Source organism: Undibacterium sp. YM2 (genome assembly GCF_009937975.1).
Classification (GTDB): domain Bacteria; phylum Pseudomonadota; class Gammaproteobacteria; order Burkholderiales; family Burkholderiaceae_D; genus Undibacterium.
Map to the genome: position 1 here is coordinate 3924347 of NZ_AP018441.1, position 19256 is coordinate 3943602.

Annotated in this window: 14 protein-coding genes; 11 read left to right on the forward strand and 3 right to left on the reverse strand. The window is 52.7% G+C overall.

Annotated elements, in window-relative coordinates:
• Window positions 1-303 precede the first annotated feature (303 nt).
• The 10 genes from UNDYM_RS17695 (at window position 304) to UNDYM_RS17740 (ending at window position 15910) form a co-directional block, all read left to right on the forward strand.
• Entirely contained in the window at window positions 304-1215 is a 912-nt protein-coding gene (locus UNDYM_RS17695) for a hypothetical protein (protein WP_162042208.1), read from the forward strand.
• Between the two features lie 26 nt (window positions 1216-1241).
• Entirely contained in the window at window positions 1242-2435 is a 1194-nt protein-coding gene (locus tag UNDYM_RS17700) for a hypothetical protein (RefSeq protein WP_162042209.1), read from the forward strand.
• A 7-nt stretch (window positions 2436-2442) separates the two neighbouring features.
• Window positions 2443-2967: a hypothetical protein gene (locus UNDYM_RS17705; protein WP_162042210.1), complete on the forward strand. Its 525-nt coding sequence runs from the start codon at window positions 2443-2445 to the stop codon at window positions 2965-2967.
• Window positions 2968-2989: 22 nt separating this feature from the next.
• Entirely contained in the window at window positions 2990-6244 is a 3255-nt protein-coding gene (locus UNDYM_RS17710) for a DUF6603 domain-containing protein (protein ID WP_162042211.1), read from the forward strand.
• A gap of 87 nt (window positions 6245-6331) precedes the next feature.
• Window positions 6332-7852, forward strand: a complete 1521-nt coding sequence (locus UNDYM_RS17715) for a hypothetical protein (protein ID WP_162042212.1) — start codon at window positions 6332-6334, stop codon at window positions 7850-7852.
• A gap of 1 nt (window position 7853) precedes the next feature.
• Complete coding sequence (locus UNDYM_RS17720) at window positions 7854-8831, forward strand: hypothetical protein (RefSeq protein ID WP_162042213.1); 978 nt, start codon at window positions 7854-7856, stop codon at window positions 8829-8831.
• A gap of 24 nt (window positions 8832-8855) precedes the next feature.
• Window positions 8856-13208, forward strand: coding sequence for a hypothetical protein (locus tag UNDYM_RS17725; protein WP_162042214.1), 4353 nt, complete (start codon window positions 8856-8858; stop codon window positions 13206-13208).
• 82 nt (window positions 13209-13290) lie between these two features.
• Window positions 13291-14847, forward strand: coding sequence for a hypothetical protein (locus UNDYM_RS17730; RefSeq protein ID WP_162042215.1), 1557 nt, complete (start codon window positions 13291-13293; stop codon window positions 14845-14847).
• Between the two features lie 12 nt (window positions 14848-14859).
• On the forward strand, window positions 14860-15330 hold the full coding sequence (locus UNDYM_RS17735) for a phage tail protein (RefSeq protein ID WP_162042216.1): 471 nt from the start codon (window positions 14860-14862) through the stop codon (window positions 15328-15330).
• A gap of 85 nt (window positions 15331-15415) precedes the next feature.
• Window positions 15416-15910 carry a phage tail protein gene (locus UNDYM_RS17740; RefSeq protein ID WP_162042217.1) on the forward strand — a complete coding sequence of 165 codons (495 nt, stop codon included), beginning with the start codon at window positions 15416-15418 and terminating at the stop codon, window positions 15908-15910.
• A 40-nt stretch (window positions 15911-15950) separates the two neighbouring features.
• On the opposite strand, the gene UNDYM_RS17745 is transcribed toward UNDYM_RS17740, so the two are convergent.
• The 3 genes from UNDYM_RS17745 to UNDYM_RS17755 form a co-directional block, all read right to left on the reverse strand.
• Window positions 15951-16460, reverse strand: a complete 510-nt coding sequence (locus tag UNDYM_RS17745; protein ID WP_232063534.1) for a nuclear transport factor 2 family protein — start codon at window positions 16458-16460, stop codon at window positions 15951-15953.
• A gap of 61 nt (window positions 16461-16521) precedes the next feature.
• Window positions 16522-17076, reverse strand: a complete 555-nt coding sequence (locus tag UNDYM_RS17750; protein ID WP_162042218.1) for a GNAT family N-acetyltransferase — start codon at window positions 17074-17076, stop codon at window positions 16522-16524.
• Between the two features lie 16 nt (window positions 17077-17092).
• Window positions 17093-18031: a histone deacetylase family protein gene (locus UNDYM_RS17755; RefSeq protein WP_162042219.1), complete on the reverse strand. Its 939-nt coding sequence runs from the start codon at window positions 18029-18031 to the stop codon at window positions 17093-17095.
• Window positions 18032-18318: 287 nt separating this feature from the next.
• Between UNDYM_RS17755 and UNDYM_RS17760 the strand changes: the two genes are divergently transcribed.
• On the forward strand, window positions 18319-19239 hold the full coding sequence (locus UNDYM_RS17760; RefSeq protein WP_162042220.1) for a MoxR family ATPase: 921 nt from the start codon (window positions 18319-18321) through the stop codon (window positions 19237-19239).
• The last annotated feature ends 17 nt before the right edge of the window (window positions 19240-19256 follow it).

Sequence of the window (19256 nt, forward strand, 5' to 3'; positions counted from 1 at the left end):
TATTTTTCTAATCCATGATTTGTTGTGTTTTTATTAGCACCTGAAACATTTCCCCACAGGAAATTCAAGCAAGTTTTTCACCCTTGAAAAAGGGTGAAGGGGAAACTCGTGCGAACAAGCAACAAGGCAGGTATAAGGACGGACAGAGGCAAGCGGCACAGCAGTAGGAATTTTATTGTTTTTTGAGCTTACATAACCATAGGCAGATGAGCGATGAAGGTAATTTCCTGGAATCTGAAAAATGTCAGTCTCAACAAGCTGACAAAAGCGAACGCTTTCCAGCCTCTTTTTCAGTCTTATGGCATGGGAAACACCGTTCTTGATTTTGTCACCAATGTTGTCATGGGGGCAGAACAATGGGAAGGCGTCGTTTCTGCCTTTCCAGTTGACCTGTTTGTCGTCATCGAATTGAAAACCGGCGGATCTGCCAAGGGCGGCGCTGTATCAGGCAACTGCCTGCCTACCCTGGTTGCGCTGCGCGACGCGATGAATGCAGCAGTCACTGCCATGAATCATGACCCGCAAGAATACACTTATGCGTATGTCACGCCATTGATCACAGGTCAACATGAAACTGTTGGTTTTATCTACAACACGCGTGTCCTGACTCCAACAGGTATTGCTGTAGAAAGGGACTCCGTCAGCAATACTTACCTGCCAGGCAGAACCCCGCTGGTCGCCACCTTCAGCCTGGTATCAAATCCGCTGACAACCATGCGCTTTTCCGGCATTCATGATCCGCCACCCAGTGGCGGTGCGGCAGTCAGGATGCGTCCTCCGATTGATTTTTGCAGACGGCTGATCAATACGCCGTCCGCAGCGGTACAGAATACCTTTTTCCTAGGGGATTTCAATTGCCAGCCAAGCGACAGCTATGTGAACGGGAATGGCGTTACCGTCAGGCCATTTAGTAATCTGCCCAATTTTGGTACCGACCTGCCCAACAATTCACTCTCCAGCGTCAGGCGGCGCCTTGATACAACACAGGCGGGGCAAGCCGCCTATCTGAATGCGGCTTACGACAACAATATTTTCTGGCCGATACCGCAGCTTGTTGTAGGCGATGAGGAAGTCGCCGACCTGATAGGTGAAGCCAAGGACAATACCTTTGACCCGCCGAATGACTTGTATCCAGCTAGAGGGCGTGCAGTGTTGAATGCATTTAACGCGGTATCGGATCACTTGCCAGTCATCATCGAATTCAACGTCATATAAATTAAATATTAGCAGGGGCATACTTCATGGCTTACTGGAAATTTACCGATGTCTATGGCAGCACTTACCCGGCACTGAGTAATTCCATACTCAGTGTGCTGGTATTTGACGTACCGTCAGGCTCACCGATCAGCGGAACGAATTTCAGTGCCAACCTGGATTTGCAGGCGACTGGCAAGGCCATGACTGTGCTGTCAAAAATGCTTGGCATGACGACGGTGCCGATGACGGGCACAGTCACGACCACCAACAATGTGCTCAGTATTGAGCTGACGTCGAGCAATAATGCAGCGATACTAAGCGCACTGGCAGCCTGCATTCCCGTCATCGGTGGTCAGCTCATGCAGGCGGCCAGCCTGACCATCAAGAACACTACGCCACAATCCGCCACCGTCGATGATGACCCGACCACGGACCAGTTCAATCTGAATACCACCGTCAAGATAGGCAGTGGCAGCGGGAATGTGACCACACAGATACCGATGAGTAATGGCCTGTTCACCATGAGCGCCACGTTCGACAACTTTGGCATCGGTTTGAGCGACCTGAATTTCCTGGTGCCGGGCGCGCAGTTTTCCAGCATGTTTCCAACCACGCTGCCAACGAATTACTACAACCCGGCCAGCACAACCTTGAACCTCCTGTCTCTGGAATTGTCGCTGTATGTGAAGACGTCACCATCCCTGAGTATCAGTGTCAATAATGTCTCGACCTCGATAGGCATAGTCAATATACCGCTGTATCCGAATGCGCTATTCCTGAACCCGCTGGCGATCTGGATCAGTGTCAGCAATCCACTCAGCAACCCGACACCGACCTGGGGGCTCAACGGCACCATTGCGCTTTATCCTTACGATAAGCAGACCAGCCCGCCCAGTGTGCCGCCGGATTTTAGCTATGATCTGGCGATGCAGATGCCGACCAGATCCGACCCCACTTTTTCTGTGACTGGCACCCTTGACAATCCACAAAACCTGCCAGTGTCGCAAATACTTTGTGACCTCATGAGTGACGGCAGCTTCAACACCGGCATATCGAATCAACTGACTTTGGAAACATTTGACTTTGCCACCGTGGCCGATACTTCCACAGGAACGATCAGTGAATTTTCTGTCGAAATTGCCATGAATGCCACTGCTAACGGCGGCTCTTACCTTGGACTGCTCAGCGACAGTTTTGGCGTCAAGGATTTCAGTATCGCTGTTGCTTATGTCAAGTGAGTTGCCAATGAATATAGAACAATCCCCTGTTGAAAACGATGGCGGCAGCCCTAAGAGTGGGACTACCATCAATTTCAAAACTACCCTGGTTATAGGAGAACAGGATGTGCCGCTGGCCTCAGAAATTGTGCTGGGCCAGAGCGATTCACAGGAAGGTGCCAGCAACGGCTTTTTATTCAAACTCGACCGCGAACCCTTTGACCCACCCGTCACGATCTATCTTGGTGATGTGATCAACTTCATCAATACCAAACTCGGCGGCGGTGATGTTTCCAGCAATCCTGGCATGGCCCTGATCAGCCAGGCTTTTCCTGGCATGAACCCGGCCAATTTCAATGCCAGCAACCAGACGCTGGTCAACATCTATGAATTCAGCCTCAATTCGACGACCAAGGAATTCCTGTTTTCTTTCAATCTTGATGTAGAAGGCTCCAATCCTGACGTCGGTCTGATAGCCCTGCCGCCTGTCTTGTCGAGCTGGCTCAAGATAGAGAGTCTGGCGATTTCTTTTTCTGCCTCCAGTCAATCCTGAACAATCCAAACTCTGCGCCGCCATGTCCAATACTGCCATAGACCTCACCCTCGGCCTGAACCTGCAAATCGGGTCTGTTCCTGTTTCCCTGAGCGCGGAAGTGGAAAGCAAATCGAGCGGATCTGTTTACACCTTCAGTGGTTCGGTGCAGGATGCCACGATTGATATAGGCAAGTTCATGAGCTATATCGGTCAGCAGTTTGGCGTTGATGTGCAATTCCCACCAGAACTGAACCTGGAAGCGATCATCGACTATGTCGCTGGGCAAATTACCTATACCAAGCCTGTCACTGGTGCAACGACCACAGAAATGGGGATAGCGGCCAAGTTTGAACTGATCTACCAGAATGGCGACAGCACCGAGAAATTTGGCTTCAGCTTTTATGCCGACACTATCCTGACCAGCGGTTCCACTACCAGCAACTATGTGGTCGGTGCTTCGATAGACAGCAACCTGGCATTCAAGGATTTGCCACTGGTTGGCAGCATACCGGTGTTCAATGAATACACATTGCAACATCTGGGATTCAGCTATACCAATGCCGACCCGGCGCAAAATAATGGCAAGCCTGTCAGCTTCAATATCCCCCAGGTATCAAAAAGCAGTAATCCATTAAAGCCAGCAGGTTCACCGGCCTCGCGTGAAAGCAACACCTATGCGATAGATACGAAAGGTGACCAGACTACATTCAATCTGAATAAAAGAGGGTTTGCATTCACTGCAGGTCTTTTGCGGGAGGGTAGCAATACTGCTGTCAGCAATTTCTCCTTGCCCATGGCCTTGCCTGCTGCCCCGGTTTCTACTGCGCCAGCCACTTATTACCAGGGTAGTGGTAGCGGCAGCGTCAAAGCCAGCCCGCCAGCCAGCCCTATCAACTGGATCAATATCAACAAGACTTTTGGCCCGGTTGACCTGCAAAAAATCGGCCTGAACTATAAAAGCGGTGAAGCGACGTTTGGCCTGTCCGCCGGATTTTCCATGGGTGGTTTTTCGCTGGACTTGCAAGGCCTGTCCATCACCTTCCCTCTGCCACTGCCCGGCATGCCAGCGGGTGACACTGTCAGCTTCGATCTTGATGGTCTGGCGATGGATTTCCAGCGCGGCAATCTCAGGCTGGGTGGTGCTTTCCTGAAAGTCAAACAGAACGACATCACAAATTATTTTGGTGAAGTCGTCGTGCAGGTTGCCAGTTATGGCTTCAAGGCCATAGGGGGTTATGCCCCGGCGCAGAATAATAATCCGGCATCCTTCTTCATCTATGCGAACCTGCAGGTGCCTTTGGGTGGCCCTCCCTTCCTGTATGTATCCGGCCTGGCCTTTGGTTTTGGTGTCAACTATGCGTTGAACCTGCCGACCATCGCAACCCTGCCCGGCTACCTGCTGTTGCCAGGCAAGGCACCGGCACAACCATCGAATGCAGGTGCTGCCTTCAGCAGTGTGCTGACGCAACTGGCCAGTGGCACCAATCCCGTTGTGACCAACCAGCCTGGTCAGTACTGGGTGGCGGCTGGCATACAGTTCACGTCTTTCAATATGGTGTCGGCCTTTGCCCTGGTCACGGTATCGTTTGGCGTCAGCACCCAGATAGGTTTGCTGGGTTCCTGCTCCATCACTTTGCCCAAGGGAGCCAGCAGCCCGCTTGCTTATATTGAGATTGATATCGTCGCCTCGTTCACTCCAGACAGTGGTGCACTGGCGGTCGCAGGTGTGATCACACCTGCTTCTTACCTGTATGGCGACTTCGTCAAGATCAGTGGTGGCTTTGCCTTCAATATCTGGTTCAGTGGTGCGCACAAGGGTGATTTCGTTGTCACGGTCGGCGGCTATAACAGCGCCTATTCCAAACCGGCCTGGTACCCTGCCGTGCCACGCATGCAAATGGGTTTTGCACTGGGGCCCTTCCAGGCTTCGGGCTCGTCTTACCTGGCCCTGACACCGGCGATGTTCATGGCGGGCATGCAATTTTCTGCAACCTTCTCGCTGGGCTCCATCAAGGCCTGGTTCAATTGCGGCATGGACTTTTTGATTGCCTGGGCTCCCTTTGTCTACCGGGCAGATGCCTATGTCAATGTCGGTTGCTCAGTTGATCTTGGCCTGTTCACGATACGTGTCAGTGTGGGCGCGAATCTGCAGGTATGGGGCCCGTCATTTGGTGGCCGTGCCGAAGTTGATCTCGACATCGTCAGCTTCACCATCAGCTTCGGTTCTTCTGCACCCAACCCTGCTCCTGTCAGTTGGCAAAATGTGGCGGACAACTTCTTGCCTGGCAGCGGTACAACTTCATCGAACTCAGCCAAGTCGGTATCCGCCCGTAGCATGAATATGCTGAGCATGCAAAAGTCTGCCAGCATGGCAAAGACTGCCAAGCTCAGCACCGCCAGCGCAAATGCCAGCACCGACACCAATGCCTCTGCATCTGTCGCCGTAGGTTTGTTGCAACAGGACATTGTCGATGCCGAAGGCCGCACCTGGGACTGGATCGTCGATCCTAATCAGTTCCAGTTGATGACTGCATCAACCATACCGTCGAACGTAGCACGCTGGAGCACCGGCAGCAGTACGACAACGACGATACCAAATGTCTTGCCCATTGCCAGCACTACAGCCCTGCCACATCTGGTGGCAGCCAGTGAGTCTTACTCCAGCACACAGATATGGAATCCGACGATCAGCGTCAAACCCATGAAGCTGTCGGGCGTGCAGACCATACATACCATCACGCTGACCAAAGCAGATAATAATGGCAACTTCAATGACTACATCAATGAAGTGCAAATCCAGCCTGTATTGGGTAACTCGAATACCGCATTGTGGGGTGACCCGAATGCCAGCAAGGATGCCAATGCCGCGGCCCTGCTGCAAAATACACTGATGGGTTTCAATATCACAGCCCTGCCGCGCAACCCGCTGACAGTCAACAATGTGCCATTGATACAGCTGATTTTTACGGCAGGAAACCAGACTACTTTCAGCTATACCTCACAGCAGTCTGACCAGAATTACACGGTGACCTCGACCATCACCAGCCCGGCAGAAGAATTGCAGATCAATGTCACAGGAGCCAGCACGCAAGCGCTGACGAACCAGAATTATGTACTCAGCTCGCTGACGAATAACTGGGTCAGCAGCCAGCGCAATACCGTGCTGGATGACCTGACAGCCAATGGCTTTGGCACCTACACGCCCGCGCAACTGAACCTGACAGCCATGGCCACGACAGAAGCCCTGACTGACTGGCCACTGGTGGGTGTGCTGGGGGAAGCAATAGCGGCCTAGCAATCGCAGCCTGGCAATTGCAGCTTGTACGGAAAAGCGCAACAAATAATGCATAGATGAATATTTTTTCTGAAGGTGTGGATCAACATGGCTGTCAATGACGATGAAACCTATTTGCTGAACCAGCAGGTATCCTTTATCCAGCATTTTTTACCAGGCCTGGATGCTGGCGGTTATCAGTTAAAGGTAAGGCAAAACATACTCGACAATGCAGGTAATGCTGTCAGCGGCGCAGACTATAGCAATAGCTATACCTTTGCGGTAACGGCAGACCGCTTTGCGATTTCGCAGCCAGGCAATGTGATCAGCTCCGTCTTCCCCTCGGATAATGCCTCGGGTGAGTTCAGCAATGTCTTGCCACATGTGGTGTTTTCGCAAAAAACTTTCCCCTGGGTGCGTTACCCGACCAATAAACTTCCGTATTCGCCGCCAGAGGCAGGCACAGATACCGATGCCGACGTGCCGACCTGGCTGTGGGTCATGCTGCTGGATGAAGATGATGTCGGCGCCTGTGCTGCTGAAAGTCTGAGCCTGAACCTGACTGCTGCAACCCGCAGTGTGGCCGACCTGTTCCCGCAGGCTGCCCTGCCGTCCGGCACGAACAGCAGCCTGGGTAGCAATTATTCCTATTTCAATGGGGCCACCAACATACTGGGACTGGAGCCTGGTGAGACATTGACCGATGCGATCCAGACCATTGATGTGCCGCTAAGCCTGTTCTGGAAGATCGCACCCAGTGTCGATGACTTGAAGCAGATGGCGCATGGTCGTGTAGTCAGCCTGATCAACCAGCCAACCACGACCAATACGCCAGACCCAGGTGAGCCTACCGGTTCATTCTCCGTCGCTTTTGGCAACCGCCTGCCTGCTACCGGCAAGAAGACTGTGGCCTTCCTGGTGTCACTCGAAGAATTGGAAAACTTTTTGCCCAGCACCAGCAGTGGTGGTGCACCGGCGGGCAACACTTACAATGGCAACTTGTCGCTGAGGTTGGCAGTACTCAGCAACTGGACTTTCTTCAGCACTGGTCAGCCAGCGACCTTTGTCCATCAGTTGCTGAGCCTGAATGATCGCGTCATTGATGACCCGAAAAAACAACCGCCACCAGCCGCCACCAATACCAATCTGCGCCTGCCCTATCAGGGCAGCAATGCGGTAGTGCGCGGCGCGCTGAATATGGGCTATGTGCCGCTCAATGAAACCCTGCGCACTTCCGGCCAGACGGTGTCCTGGTATCGTGGCCCGCTGACACCTTATCAGGTCACGCAGTCATGGTTGCAGGTGCCAATAGCCTCGCCCGATGCTGCCACCATCTTTGATCCGACCACGGGTTTGCTGGATACCTCTTATGCCGCCGCGTGGACCATAGGCCGCATGGTGGCCTTGCAGGATACTTCGTTTTCAACGGCCTATTACACCTGGAAGCGTGACCTGGAAATGCAGGTACAACAATCTGTCGAAGACCAGATGCTGGAACAAAGCCTGGGTGCTTCGCTGGACCTGGCACCGCAAGCGAAGCAAATGAAACTCATCGTCGGCGCACCGGCACCGCATGGTTCAAATTCGCTGCTAAAGCGCACCATCATGTCACTCAATCCTGAGAGTTAATATGAAATCCGTCTATAAGCGCTCATCGCTGATCAGCAACCTGCAGACTGCGTATTCCAGTCCCGCCAATGTGCAGGCAAATCTGACCAATCCTGCCATGCCACAAGTGCTGGTGGATTGGCTGGCCAACCTGGCACTGCTGCATGGCGTGCCCTTCAATTACCTGGTGCCAGATGAAAACATGCTGCCACCAGAATCCCTGCGCTTTTTCTATCTCGACAGTAACTGGATTTCTGCACTGACTGACGGTGCCATGAGCATAGGCCGCAACCTGACCACACAGGTTGATACGCCAGAGATGAATCTGCAATCTGCTGTCTTGCCCGAGGTGACCAGCCAGGTCAAGGGAACGGCTTCACAAGTCAGGGCCAAGGCCTTTGGTACTACGGTAAAACTCAGCGAGAACAATCCCACAGTCATCAGCGGCTTTGTCCTGCGCTCTTCACTGGTACTCGATTACCCGAGTATGGGCGTAAATGTCTATCCTCTCGGTGGCACCCCCAAAGACCCAAGCCCTGTCATGTTGCAGATCCTGCGCCTTGAGCAACTGGGGCCACAATCAGACACCTTAATCTGTCTGGTTGCCGGTGATGCCTATCGCGTTGATATACATGAAGCACCACAGGCACTGCATTATGGTATCGATTGTTTCCAGAATGGCTGTACCGTCAGGGGCCTTGCCGCCACTGCGGTCAAAAACCTGTACACCTTCGGCAATGCAACTAAGACCGACGATGGCACGACGACGAATAGCGTCACCATGAGCCAGACGGTGACGCCGACTGACATCAGCTCATGTTTCCGCAGCATATCGCCGCGCGTGCTGGGCATGGACAGCTTGTCCAAACTCATCCTGCAAGCCAACCACTCTGTCGCACCGCCACCGGGCACCACAGCCCCCAGCAGCATCGATTCTGCCGAGATGGGCTTTGAGATGACCGAGGGTGTGGGCATGGTCAGTTTTTATAAATCAAATTAATTAAGCCAGCGACTGAAAATCATGATGAACGCCATCGTTCCACTCAATATTGCCGCATTGCGCGTCAACAATAATGATGCCACCAATGTCGTTGGCGGCTTCCAGGGCAAGACGGCCAGTTTCAATTCCATGCCCTGGTATAACCCGAATGGCGGCACGCCACCGGCAGCGGCCAGTACCGGTGACAAGATTTATGCGCCGCTGGGCAGCACAGCCAGCGGCAATCCGCTTAACAGCCCAGCCAACCCGCTCGGTGTGGGTGTGCATCTGCAATGGGAATTGCCTGATTATTTTCGCAAAGGCTCGCAACCTGCTGAAGGCGGCAACCTGGTTTTCCCGGCTGCGCCTAACCGCTGGCTGGTAACCCGCTTCCTGAGTTTTTATGATACGCAAACCCAGGCTTATGGCAACATCAGCAGCAAGAGCTGGGTGGTCGAGAGTGATTACCTGTCATCGACAGTGCAGGCCGATGCTTCCGGCATTATACGGCCTGTCATCTCTGTGCCTATCCCAGCCCAGCCTGGTTTCCAGCAACAGCCTTTCATGTACATGGGGCGGGTGGTGGATGCAGCAAGCTGGAACCCGGCGAATACACCAGCATCGAATTACCTGCCAAATTACAAGGCCACTGACGGAAGCTCACTGTACCTGACATCAATAGGTTTTGTCGGTGCCTATTTTGGTTCTTACTACCCTGAATGCTGTAGTGTGTTTGGCTTCTGGGATAATTTTTCTGACGTACCTTATCCCGGCTACAAGTCTTTGTATGAAGCCCTGAAGGCGAATGCGACGATACAGTTCCGCACAACTTACCAGGTCACAGGCTGGCTCAATGAGAGCATGTCTGATCCGCTGGCCAATATTGATGCCCATATTACCGACGACTATAACAAATATCTGACTGACTGCAATAACAATGATGTTGCCCCTGAACTGACGCCGAATGATTTTTTCCAGCAGATCACCAGCGGAAAAATGAAGTGGACCTTCAATATGGCCGACGTCAGCTATGAGCTCAATGAAAATCATACGATAGCTTCGCTCAACTACCCGGAAGAAACCCTGTCTGCCGGTACCAGCCAGGAAATCGTCTGGAACATGCTCAGCAATCCCGGCACGACTTACTTTTTGCAGTCGAATAATGCGGGCAATGTTTCAGTCTGGGATACCCAGGTTGAGATTGCCGTCGGCAATTCAACCGAAGAAGCCGTGGCTGCCATGCTCAAGACCGACATGGGCCAGCAGACCAATGACCCGAATGTGCTGAGCAATTATGAATACCTGCTCGATGCCCTGCAACTGGGCTTGCTGGCAGATCTCGAAAAGACACCGAACAAACTCATTACGCTGGAAGAAGCACTGCACAGCAATGCCTTCTCTACTGACCCGGGCGGTTACCTGTGGATCATAGGTAGCCAGGAAGTCAATGGTGACACCCCTGTCAATCCCGATATCGAAGTCACCCTGCCGCTGGACCTGGCCGAACAACTGTATTTGCTGAACCAGGCGCAAAAAAATTACGACATGGGCCGCGCTGCGCTCTCCACCATGCGCAAGCAATTGTTCATGGACTGGACGCATTATGTGAAGCTATACACGGGTGAAATCACTGACCCGAATATCAGCATCAGCAACATGACGAATTTCATCAACACTGCCAGCGGTGGTGAATTGAATGCTGTCATCGCCAAGGGCACGGCAGTTGGCATATTGTCGTATATCACGAATGAAGAATCAGGTGCAGTCACCGGCATCAGCCAGCCTGTCAGCGGGGTATCGATTTCCAGCCTGGCCTACAAGGTCTGGGACAATTATCAGGTAGTGCAAAATGCCCTGGCGGCTTACCCGGCATGGCAAGTGCAGTGCACGAAGAGTGATGCTTTCTATCTGCCGAATGAGCCTCTGGTACTGATGCAGGGCGACATGATGGAGCCTGCGCGCAGGAATGGCAAAAATCCACTGACCTTTGTGCGCCTGAGCCAGGAAATACTGGACCAGCTCAATATCAGCTATAACGGCAATGAGCTCCGGATAATGGCCAGCAGCACAGGCATAGTTCCTGCCATCAACAGCAATATACCCATGGGCAACGATGTCAGCGCTCTGCTCGGCGAAGCCTGCCTGATCACGCCCATGCTGGCAACGGCAGTGGCATCCGGCCTCGCTGCAATAGGCGGGGCAAATAATCCGGCAGTCACTTCACTGTCCGCATTTACTACCAGCCTGATGTATGCGCAAGGTGGCTTGAGCCCGCTTGATATTGCACCGAATGCCGGTGGCGTACCGGCATCCACAGATACCAGTCTGTTTGCCACGGTGGCAAGCGACAATTACCAGGCTGCAGCCAATCCTGTCATCGCGATCAGCGCACCACAGTCGCTGAATATCACGTTCAGCAATGTTGCCGGCAATGGCTGGGCACCAAATACCATAGGCTGGAGCACCCAGGCTACGCCAGCCGGTTTCCCATCCAGCCAGGTCAACCCCTTCCTGCCGGTATTCATGGTCTGGAATGTCAGACTTAATCCCTTGCTGTGGGAAGCCAGGGACAACAATGGCAACGCGATTTATTCACCATCAAATCTCACTGACTTCTTTACCCTGGATACAGATGCGGTCGATTATGTCTATAAGATGAATGGCAGCCAGGCTGTGAACTTCACCTCGCCTGACGCCATCACTTATGGCAACTCATCGACCATGAGTTCCAACTCCACCGGCGTGCTGGTGTACCAGATCAACTCTTATATAGCCAGCCACCCCGGTGACCCGGATAACCCTACCCTGCAAAGCATAGCCGATCTGTATGCCGACAAGAACTTCCTGGCGCAATCGATCAGCGGCTTCAATATCCAGCAGATATTGACTGCCGATGTCGCCCAGGTAGCCGTGCAAGACCTTACCAAGGGTAGCCGCGACAGCGTGACCACCGCTGTCGCCAACGCCGCCAAACAAAATGCCTGGGACAACTGGTATGACTTTGGCTTCAACAGCCAGCAACCCATCTCCACGGGCTTGCTGGCTCAGGGTAATTTTGGCCCCTTGCGTTCTGGTTTCCTGGAAATCATGAGCATAGAAATCGTCGATGCCTTCGGCCAGCGCATGGACCTGGCGACTGCAGCCAGCAATCCCGATGGTTCGCTGGAAGTAATTACCGCTTACTCCATGACGCCGCCCGCCGAAGATACAGCGAACCAGGGCAAGATCTATCTGCCACCAAGGTTACTGGCCTCCAGCCGCCTGTGGTTCCAGTGGCTGTCAGCCTCGTATGACACCAGCATCGCCGGTATCACCGGGGATTTTGAAGAGATGAGCCATCACCCCGCCACCTCACCCGTGTGCGGCTGGATCATGCCGAACCACCTCGACAATAACCTGTTTTTCTACAATGCTGATGGCAGCCCGATAGGCACGTTTGGCATAGAACATCTGAGCACCAATCCTGCGCTGGTCTATCGCACCCGTGCCGGTAATCTGGACAACCCCACCAGCAGCCTGGCCTATGACATAGGCGAGCCCGGTTCGCCCAAGGTGAATGCCAATCTGGCCAATTACATGTGGTACATCAATGGCCAGAACGCCAGCTACCTGCAAGACCTGATGAAGGTGATACTGGATTCTGCCGACTATATCAACCCGGCCAATTACGCCAGGGATGCGAATCTGTCGGTATTGCTGGGTAACCCCCTGGCCCTGGTCAGGGCCTCGGTCGGGCTGGAAACTGCTGGCAACCTGCTGCCAATTAGCCAGGCAAGCAGCGGTCCTGGCGCACCACTCCCACAAGACGTGAATAATAACCGTGTCAATTACACGGACCGCATGGCCTACAGCAGTGCCAACCTGCAAAATCTCAACTTCCCACTGCGGCTGGGCGACCTCGCCAATCTGGATGACGGGCTGGTTGGCTACCTGATGGATGGCACTGGCGACAATCCCTACACCGGTGCCGTATTTTATGCACCTGCTGCCGATCCTGGCATGCAAGGTGGTATCCGGCCGCCGACTGAAACCACGGTGCAACTGACCCTGAATGCAGCATCACGTCACCTGACCATGCTGGTTGATCCGCGTGCGGCAGTGCATGCCACGACAGGCGTGTTGCCTGTCAATGAACTGAGCATACCACCTGACCAGTACTCGACTGCAATGAACAGCCTGCAAGTCAATTTCGTCACCAGACCGATGCTGAAAATGAGTCAGGGCCTGGTTGTACCCTTGCCTGCGGAGGCAGGCTATGCGTGGTCGTGGATCACGCCGGGCAGTACTACCGAGACAACACTGATCGCCAACGCCGCCAATGAAACCCCGGTCTATGGCTACTCACCACAGACCCTGCAGGAGGGTTGGCTGGAACTCACCCCGGACAGTAATGAATGAAGCATGCATACAAGCAGTGACAACCAAGCCAGCACGACTGAACATTTATTATTTTGATCAACCCTAACAGACAGAAAAAATTATGAGCTCAGTAATAATGACCATGAACAACCCTGCGGTACCGGGCACGCCCGCTACCATTTATACAGGGGTCACAGCCAGCCTGAATATCGTGCTCACCAATGACACCGGTGCTGATATCAATCTCACTAACGCCGCCAGCCTGGAAGTATTTATGCCACTGTATTTCACGGCTGCACAACTGGAGCAGATGACAATCAGCAATATCACGCCTGCAGGCTGGACTTTCAGTTACAACAGTGCCGACATGTCTTTGCAACTGAACTGGACTGGTGGCAATGCCCCCTGGTTTAGCAATGGCGCCATCACTTTCAGCATCAATAATGTGCTGACATCGAATCCCCCTACCGCTGACGTCGTGCAGATCAACCTCAATGACATCAGCGGTACCAATGTCCCTAGCCAGGTATCGTCAGCGCTGGCGCTGGTTGCACAACCTGCGCCGGGCAACCTGAATCTGCAACAGGTGCTCAGCGTCGCACCAGAATTTGGTGGCGCGGTCTATGTGTCCGCCATCAGCAATCCACTGACCAACACCCTGTACCTGAACCTCAAGAATATCGGCAGCACACCTCTGTTCAATGGCAATAATATGTGGACAGGCTCACCCAAGGTATCGGTCAGTTTTGTGTATGGTACAACCAGCGGCTCGCTGGCGCCGGACGACAAACAGCAAGCGACACAAACAGGCTCAGCCTGGGCTATCAGCGCCGGTATCTATGTAGATCAGACTGGTGGCTGGAGTGTGCAAAATCCTTCTGTTACCGGCCAGGCAAATTCGCCAACCTGGACACTGACACCCAACAATACCAATAAACAGATCATAGGTACTGGTGACCAGTCAAATGTGACATTCTCTTTCGCCAATATCATTTCGATGACGCCGACTGGCCCTACGCAGATGTATGTGCAGTTTTCCGGTTTCATGGCAAACGATGGCACGCATTACAACGATACGGTGTTTGTCGTTCCTATCAGCAAGCAGATTCCACCCAATCCCGGCGCGATAGGCATCTACAGCCTGGCAGAAACTATCCCTGTTAACAGTTCAACTGAACAGGTCTCTATTCCGCTAACCTGGAGCATGTTTGGTGTTGGCAGTGTCAAGCTGAGCTTCTATATACCAGGCATGACCATACCCGAACAAAAGTATACCTACGGTACTACGGCACATCCCGCACTCAATTATGACACTGAGCATCCACAGATCACTGGCATTACCAAGACCCAGACCCTGACTGTGTATTGCTGGGCTTACTCTGACAGCAACTGGCAAAACCTGTTGAACAAGATACAGTGCACGGTGCCACTGATCTTCCCGCCCGTCATCAACAGCTTCACAATACAAACGGCGACAATTGTGCCGCCAGCCAGTTATGCTTTCCAGCTGAACTGGAATATCGAGGGGCAAAACAGTTTTGAAATCGTTGCCGATGATGGTTCAGGTACCACGCGCCAATTACCGATACCACAAACCGCGACGTCTTATATCGTCAACCCGACTTCACCACAAACCACCTATACACTGAATGTGTATGGCGATAACACAAATAACTGACCGGAGTAACCCATGCCAAATCCAAGCGCCACAGCGACGACTTCAGCCACTATACAGATGCCAGTTGGCACTGTTGTCAGTTTTGCAGGATCCGCAGCACCAAACGGTTGGTTAATATGCGACGGAACAGCTATTGCTCAATCCACCTATCCGACTTTGTATGCCCTGATCGGCGGCAATGTACCTGACCTGCGCAGCCGCTTTATCGTTGGTGTGGGTCAAGGTGGAGGACTGACCAATCGCTTGCTGAAAGACACCGGCGGCGAGGAGTATCACACACTCAACATCGATGAAATGCCCTTCCATACCCATTCATATGGAGTCGGTGGTGGCAATGGCGGGGGAAATAACGGCACAGGTAATTCAGAAGGCTGGTCAACAACCAGTTCAGCATTTACCACCTGGACAGGCAGTGCCGGCCACAATCTGGCACATAATAATATACCGCCGTTTTATGCGCTGACCTATATCATTAAATACTAGGATTACAGGCTGAAGACATCTTTATATGGATGCCAGTACAAGATTCGTCACTGGCATGATTCATTCCTTTTTTTGAGAATATTCCATGAGCACATTAGCTAATGCAGTCCCTGCCCAATCTGCCGACACAGTAGCGATCAACCCTTTGCCTGTCGGTTCTATCATTGCCTTTGGCGGCAGCGATGCGCCTAACGGCTGGCTGCTTTGCGTCGGCCAGGCCATCAGCCAATCGACCTACCCCAACCTGTTCGCAGTCATCGGTGGCACCGTACCAGACTTGCGCAGCCGTTTTGTCATCGGTACAGGACAGGGGAATGGCCTGAGCAACTACCCACTCAAAAGTACGGGCGGAGTTGAAAATGTCACGCTCAATGTCAACCAGATTCCTAGCCATCAGCATTTCGGTTTTGGCGAGGCTTACGACGATTGGCCACTTGGCTATCAGGGTAGCAATCAAAAAGGCAGCAAAGGTGGTATGGACAATGACAACCATTATTACGGCACGACCAGCACAGGCGGTAGCCAGGCACATGAAAACCGCCCGCCGTATTTTGCGCTGACTTACATCATCAAGTATTAAAAGCAACCAAGCATAAGCAGGTTTGAACAGTTTGCAGGGCTCATTTTTTCTGCGTCTGTTCAGCCTGTTTTTCAGCCAGTTGCTTCACACCGGCAGCTAGATAATCAGTCAGTTCATTCGGCACCGTCAGTGACAACTGGTAGTGCATGATTTCGAAGCCCCGTGCGGTCTGGTGTATGACGCCTGTCGCCTGGCAGATACCCATCTGGGTTTGCAACTGCTCATCAAACCAGATAAATTTGCGGTCTTCCGCCATGCTGATATGACGGTTGAAAGAGGTAAAAGCCCAGGCAGATGGCCGTTCAAAAAAACGTTTGGCCCAGGCTTTGAATTCATCACGCGTCCAGCGTTCGGTCTTGTCGGTGCCTATATACACACCATCTTTTGCCATCTTGTCGAAATACTGCAGGCGTGCATGGGCAGCATCATCATGCCATTCATCAATGAACTGGGCAACTTTGCTCGTGACGCTTGCAATATCATCTGCGGCATGAACCAATGTAGTCTGCATGGCCCATGCAGCCAATAAAGCACTCAGTGTCTTTTTCATTTTCACATCCTGGTTCATATCCTGATTTTTATAGCCTGATTTTCGTAGCCTGATCCGGGTATCAGTTTTGTCGGTTCAGGTAATCGGCACGGGTGATGCGGTAAATCAGGCTGGCCGCTTCACCCGGCACATCTTCCACTTCCGAATATAACTGCATGCCGACTTTTTCCAGGGTACGGCGCGAAGGAATATTGGCAGGTCTGACCAGGCCATATACAGCATCCTCAGCCAGCACGACAAAAGCAGCATGCAAGGCTGCCATCGCCATTTCCGTTGCGTAGCCCTTGCCCCAGGTGTGCGCAGCAAAACGGAAATAGATGTTCAGGCCACTGAAATCACCTATCTGCTTGCGCATGATGCCACCAAAACCCAATACCTGATCTGGCTCATCTATAGAACAGATTGTCCAGTAACCAAAATGCTGACGTTCCCATGCACCTGCCCAGTCATCCAGCAATACCCTGGTGGTTTCGCGTGATCTGGGGCCGGTGGGGTTATGGATATTGGTGGCAGGGTCACCATGAATAATGGCGGCACTGTCGATATCGCTGCGCTCCATCTTGCGCAATAGGAGACGCTCCGTCTTTAACGGACTCAGGCTGGCGTAGTCAATCATGCTTGTTCAACGATGCTTAATCCAGGTCTGCCAGGACTTTGAGGTGGGCAACCACGCTGCGTCCCAAAGCAGACAGGTTATAGCCCCCTTCCAGGCAACTGACGATGCGTTTGTTGGAAAACTCCTGGGCTATCTTCATGATTTCTTTAGTGATCCACGCATAATCGGCCTCGACCAGGCCCAATTGTCCCATGTCATCTTCACGGTGGGCATCGAAACCGGCAGAAATAAAGATCATTTCTGGTTCAAACTTGCGCAAAGCGGGCAACCACTGCTCATTAATTAACTGACGCACGACGTCGCCATAACTGTGTGCCGGAACTGGAATATTCACCATATTGCTGGCCGGGTGCTCAGTGCCGGTATAGGGGTAATACGGATGCTGGAAAAAACTGACCATCAGCACGCGCCCATCATCCCTGAATGCTTCTTCCGTGCCATTACCGTGGTGGACATCAAAATCAACAATGGCAATACGCTTCAGACCGCGTACCTCCAATGCATGCTTGGCCGCGACAGCAACATTATTGAACATGCAAAAACCCATGGCTTCACTGGGGGTCGCATGGTGTCCTGGCGGGCGTATCGCACAAAATGCATTTTCCACTTCACCATCAAGCACGGCATCGGTTGCCGCTACAGCAGCACCCGCGGCACGCAGGGAGGCGCGCCAGGTGTAAGCATTCAGTGATGTATCTGCATCCAGCGGGAAATGGCTGTAGTCAGAGCGCTCTGAGGGGCAGTTTTCCCGTATGCGGTAAATGGCGTCGGCAGTATGCACGCGCGCAAGATCGGCTTCCGTCGCCGGAGGTGCTTCGCGATGGTCCAGCAAGTTGCTGATACGGCTGGCGATCAGTTGATCGTCTATGGCTTGCAGACGCTCGGGTGATTCGGGGTGCCATGAGCCCATTTCATGGCGTTTGCAGTCAGCATGGGTGAAATACGCAGTTGTCATGTCTCTGTGCCAGAACTACCACAAAACCAGTCCGGCATTAGTTTGCCAGAGCAGTATGAGTGAACTCAGTTCTGTTTATCTTATCCGTCTTGCTATCAGTTTCACCCTATTTGCCTGATTTTGCAAATCCGTCTGTCTGAATCTTTTCACTACGGGCAACAGTTTTTCACATTTCGGTTTACACTGTGGGCACAGAAATTTGACAATTCATGTACATGGTCAGCTCATTCTGGCTTGAACCATCATGATTTTCAGGCAACAATAAATATTGCTCAGTAAGGAAGAACATGTTTTCCAAAGTACATAAAGTAGCAAAACAGGTCAATAGCGTCATCATAGGCAAGGAGCAGCAGATCAGGCAGGCGCTGGTCTGTTTGCTGGCGGGTGGGCATTTGCTGATAGAAGATTTGCCTGGCGTAGGCAAAACCACATTGGCACATGCGCTGGCGATATCCCTGGGCCTGAAATTCAACCGTCTGCAATTTACCAGTGACCTGCTGCCAGCAGACGTGGTCGGTATTTCGATTTTTGACAGGGAAAAATCACAATTTGTCTTTCATCCCGGCCCAGTGTTTTCCCAGGTCTTGCTGGCAGATGAGATCAACCGCGCTACGCCAAAAACACAATCCTCATTGCTGGAAGCTATGGAAGAAAGGCAAGTCTCGGTAGAGGGGCAAACGCGCAACCTGCCCTCGCCTTTCTTTGTCATCGCCACCCAAAATCCAGCGCATCAGGTAGGTACCTTTGCCCTGCCTGAGTCGCAACTGGACAGGTTTTTGATGTGCCTGTCACTCGGTTACCCCGATGCGGCAGCAGAACGTGCCCTTTTGCTGGGTGAAGACAGGCGCAGCCTGCTGGCGCAATTGCCCGCCGTCATGCAGCCGGAAGAATTGATGGAAGCCCAGCAGCAACTGAAGAAAATTCATACATCTGCCGCGCTGATCGACTATGTACAATCACTGGCCCATGCAACACGCCAGGGCGATTTATTTGCCGAAGGCATGAGCCCGCGTGCCTCTATCGCTCTATTGCAGGCCGCACGCGCCTGGGCTGCCATGGAAGGCCGTGACCACGTCCTGCCTGAAGATGTGCAGGCAGTATTGATACCCGTCATTGCGCACAGGCTGCGTCCCTTGAAGTCAATGACGGGCAAAGTCAGTGCCAGCAGCGAATTACTGGCGCAATTGATGAAACGCGTCAGCGTCTGAACTGCACAGCCATAGAT

Coding starts and splice junctions, on each gene's coding strand:
- UNDYM_RS17695 (WP_162042208.1), top strand. CDS start 304: ATGGGAAACACCGTTCTTGATTTTGTCACCAATGTTGTCATGGGGGCA.
- UNDYM_RS17700 (WP_162042209.1), top strand. CDS start 1,242: ATGGCTTACTGGAAATTTACCGATGTCTATGGCAGCACTTACCCGGCA.
- UNDYM_RS17705 (WP_162042210.1), top strand. CDS start 2,443: ATGAATATAGAACAATCCCCTGTTGAAAACGATGGCGGCAGCCCTAAG.
- UNDYM_RS17710 (WP_162042211.1), top strand. CDS start 2,990: ATGTCCAATACTGCCATAGACCTCACCCTCGGCCTGAACCTGCAAATC.
- UNDYM_RS17715 (WP_162042212.1), top strand. CDS start 6,332: ATGGCTGTCAATGACGATGAAACCTATTTGCTGAACCAGCAGGTATCC.
- UNDYM_RS17720 (WP_162042213.1), top strand. CDS start 7,854: ATGAAATCCGTCTATAAGCGCTCATCGCTGATCAGCAACCTGCAGACT.
- UNDYM_RS17725 (WP_162042214.1), top strand. CDS start 8,856: ATGAACGCCATCGTTCCACTCAATATTGCCGCATTGCGCGTCAACAAT.
- UNDYM_RS17730 (WP_162042215.1), top strand. CDS start 13,291: ATGAGCTCAGTAATAATGACCATGAACAACCCTGCGGTACCGGGCACG.
- UNDYM_RS17735 (WP_162042216.1), top strand. CDS start 14,860: ATGCCAAATCCAAGCGCCACAGCGACGACTTCAGCCACTATACAGATG.
- UNDYM_RS17740 (WP_162042217.1), top strand. CDS start 15,416: ATGAGCACATTAGCTAATGCAGTCCCTGCCCAATCTGCCGACACAGTA.
- UNDYM_RS17745 (WP_232063534.1), bottom strand. CDS start 16,460: ATGAAAAAGACACTGAGTGCTTTATTGGCTGCATGGGCCATGCAGACT.
- UNDYM_RS17750 (WP_162042218.1), bottom strand. CDS start 17,076: ATGATTGACTACGCCAGCCTGAGTCCGTTAAAGACGGAGCGTCTCCTA.
- UNDYM_RS17755 (WP_162042219.1), bottom strand. CDS start 18,031: ATGACAACTGCGTATTTCACCCATGCTGACTGCAAACGCCATGAAATG.
- UNDYM_RS17760 (WP_162042220.1), top strand. CDS start 18,319: ATGTTTTCCAAAGTACATAAAGTAGCAAAACAGGTCAATAGCGTCATC.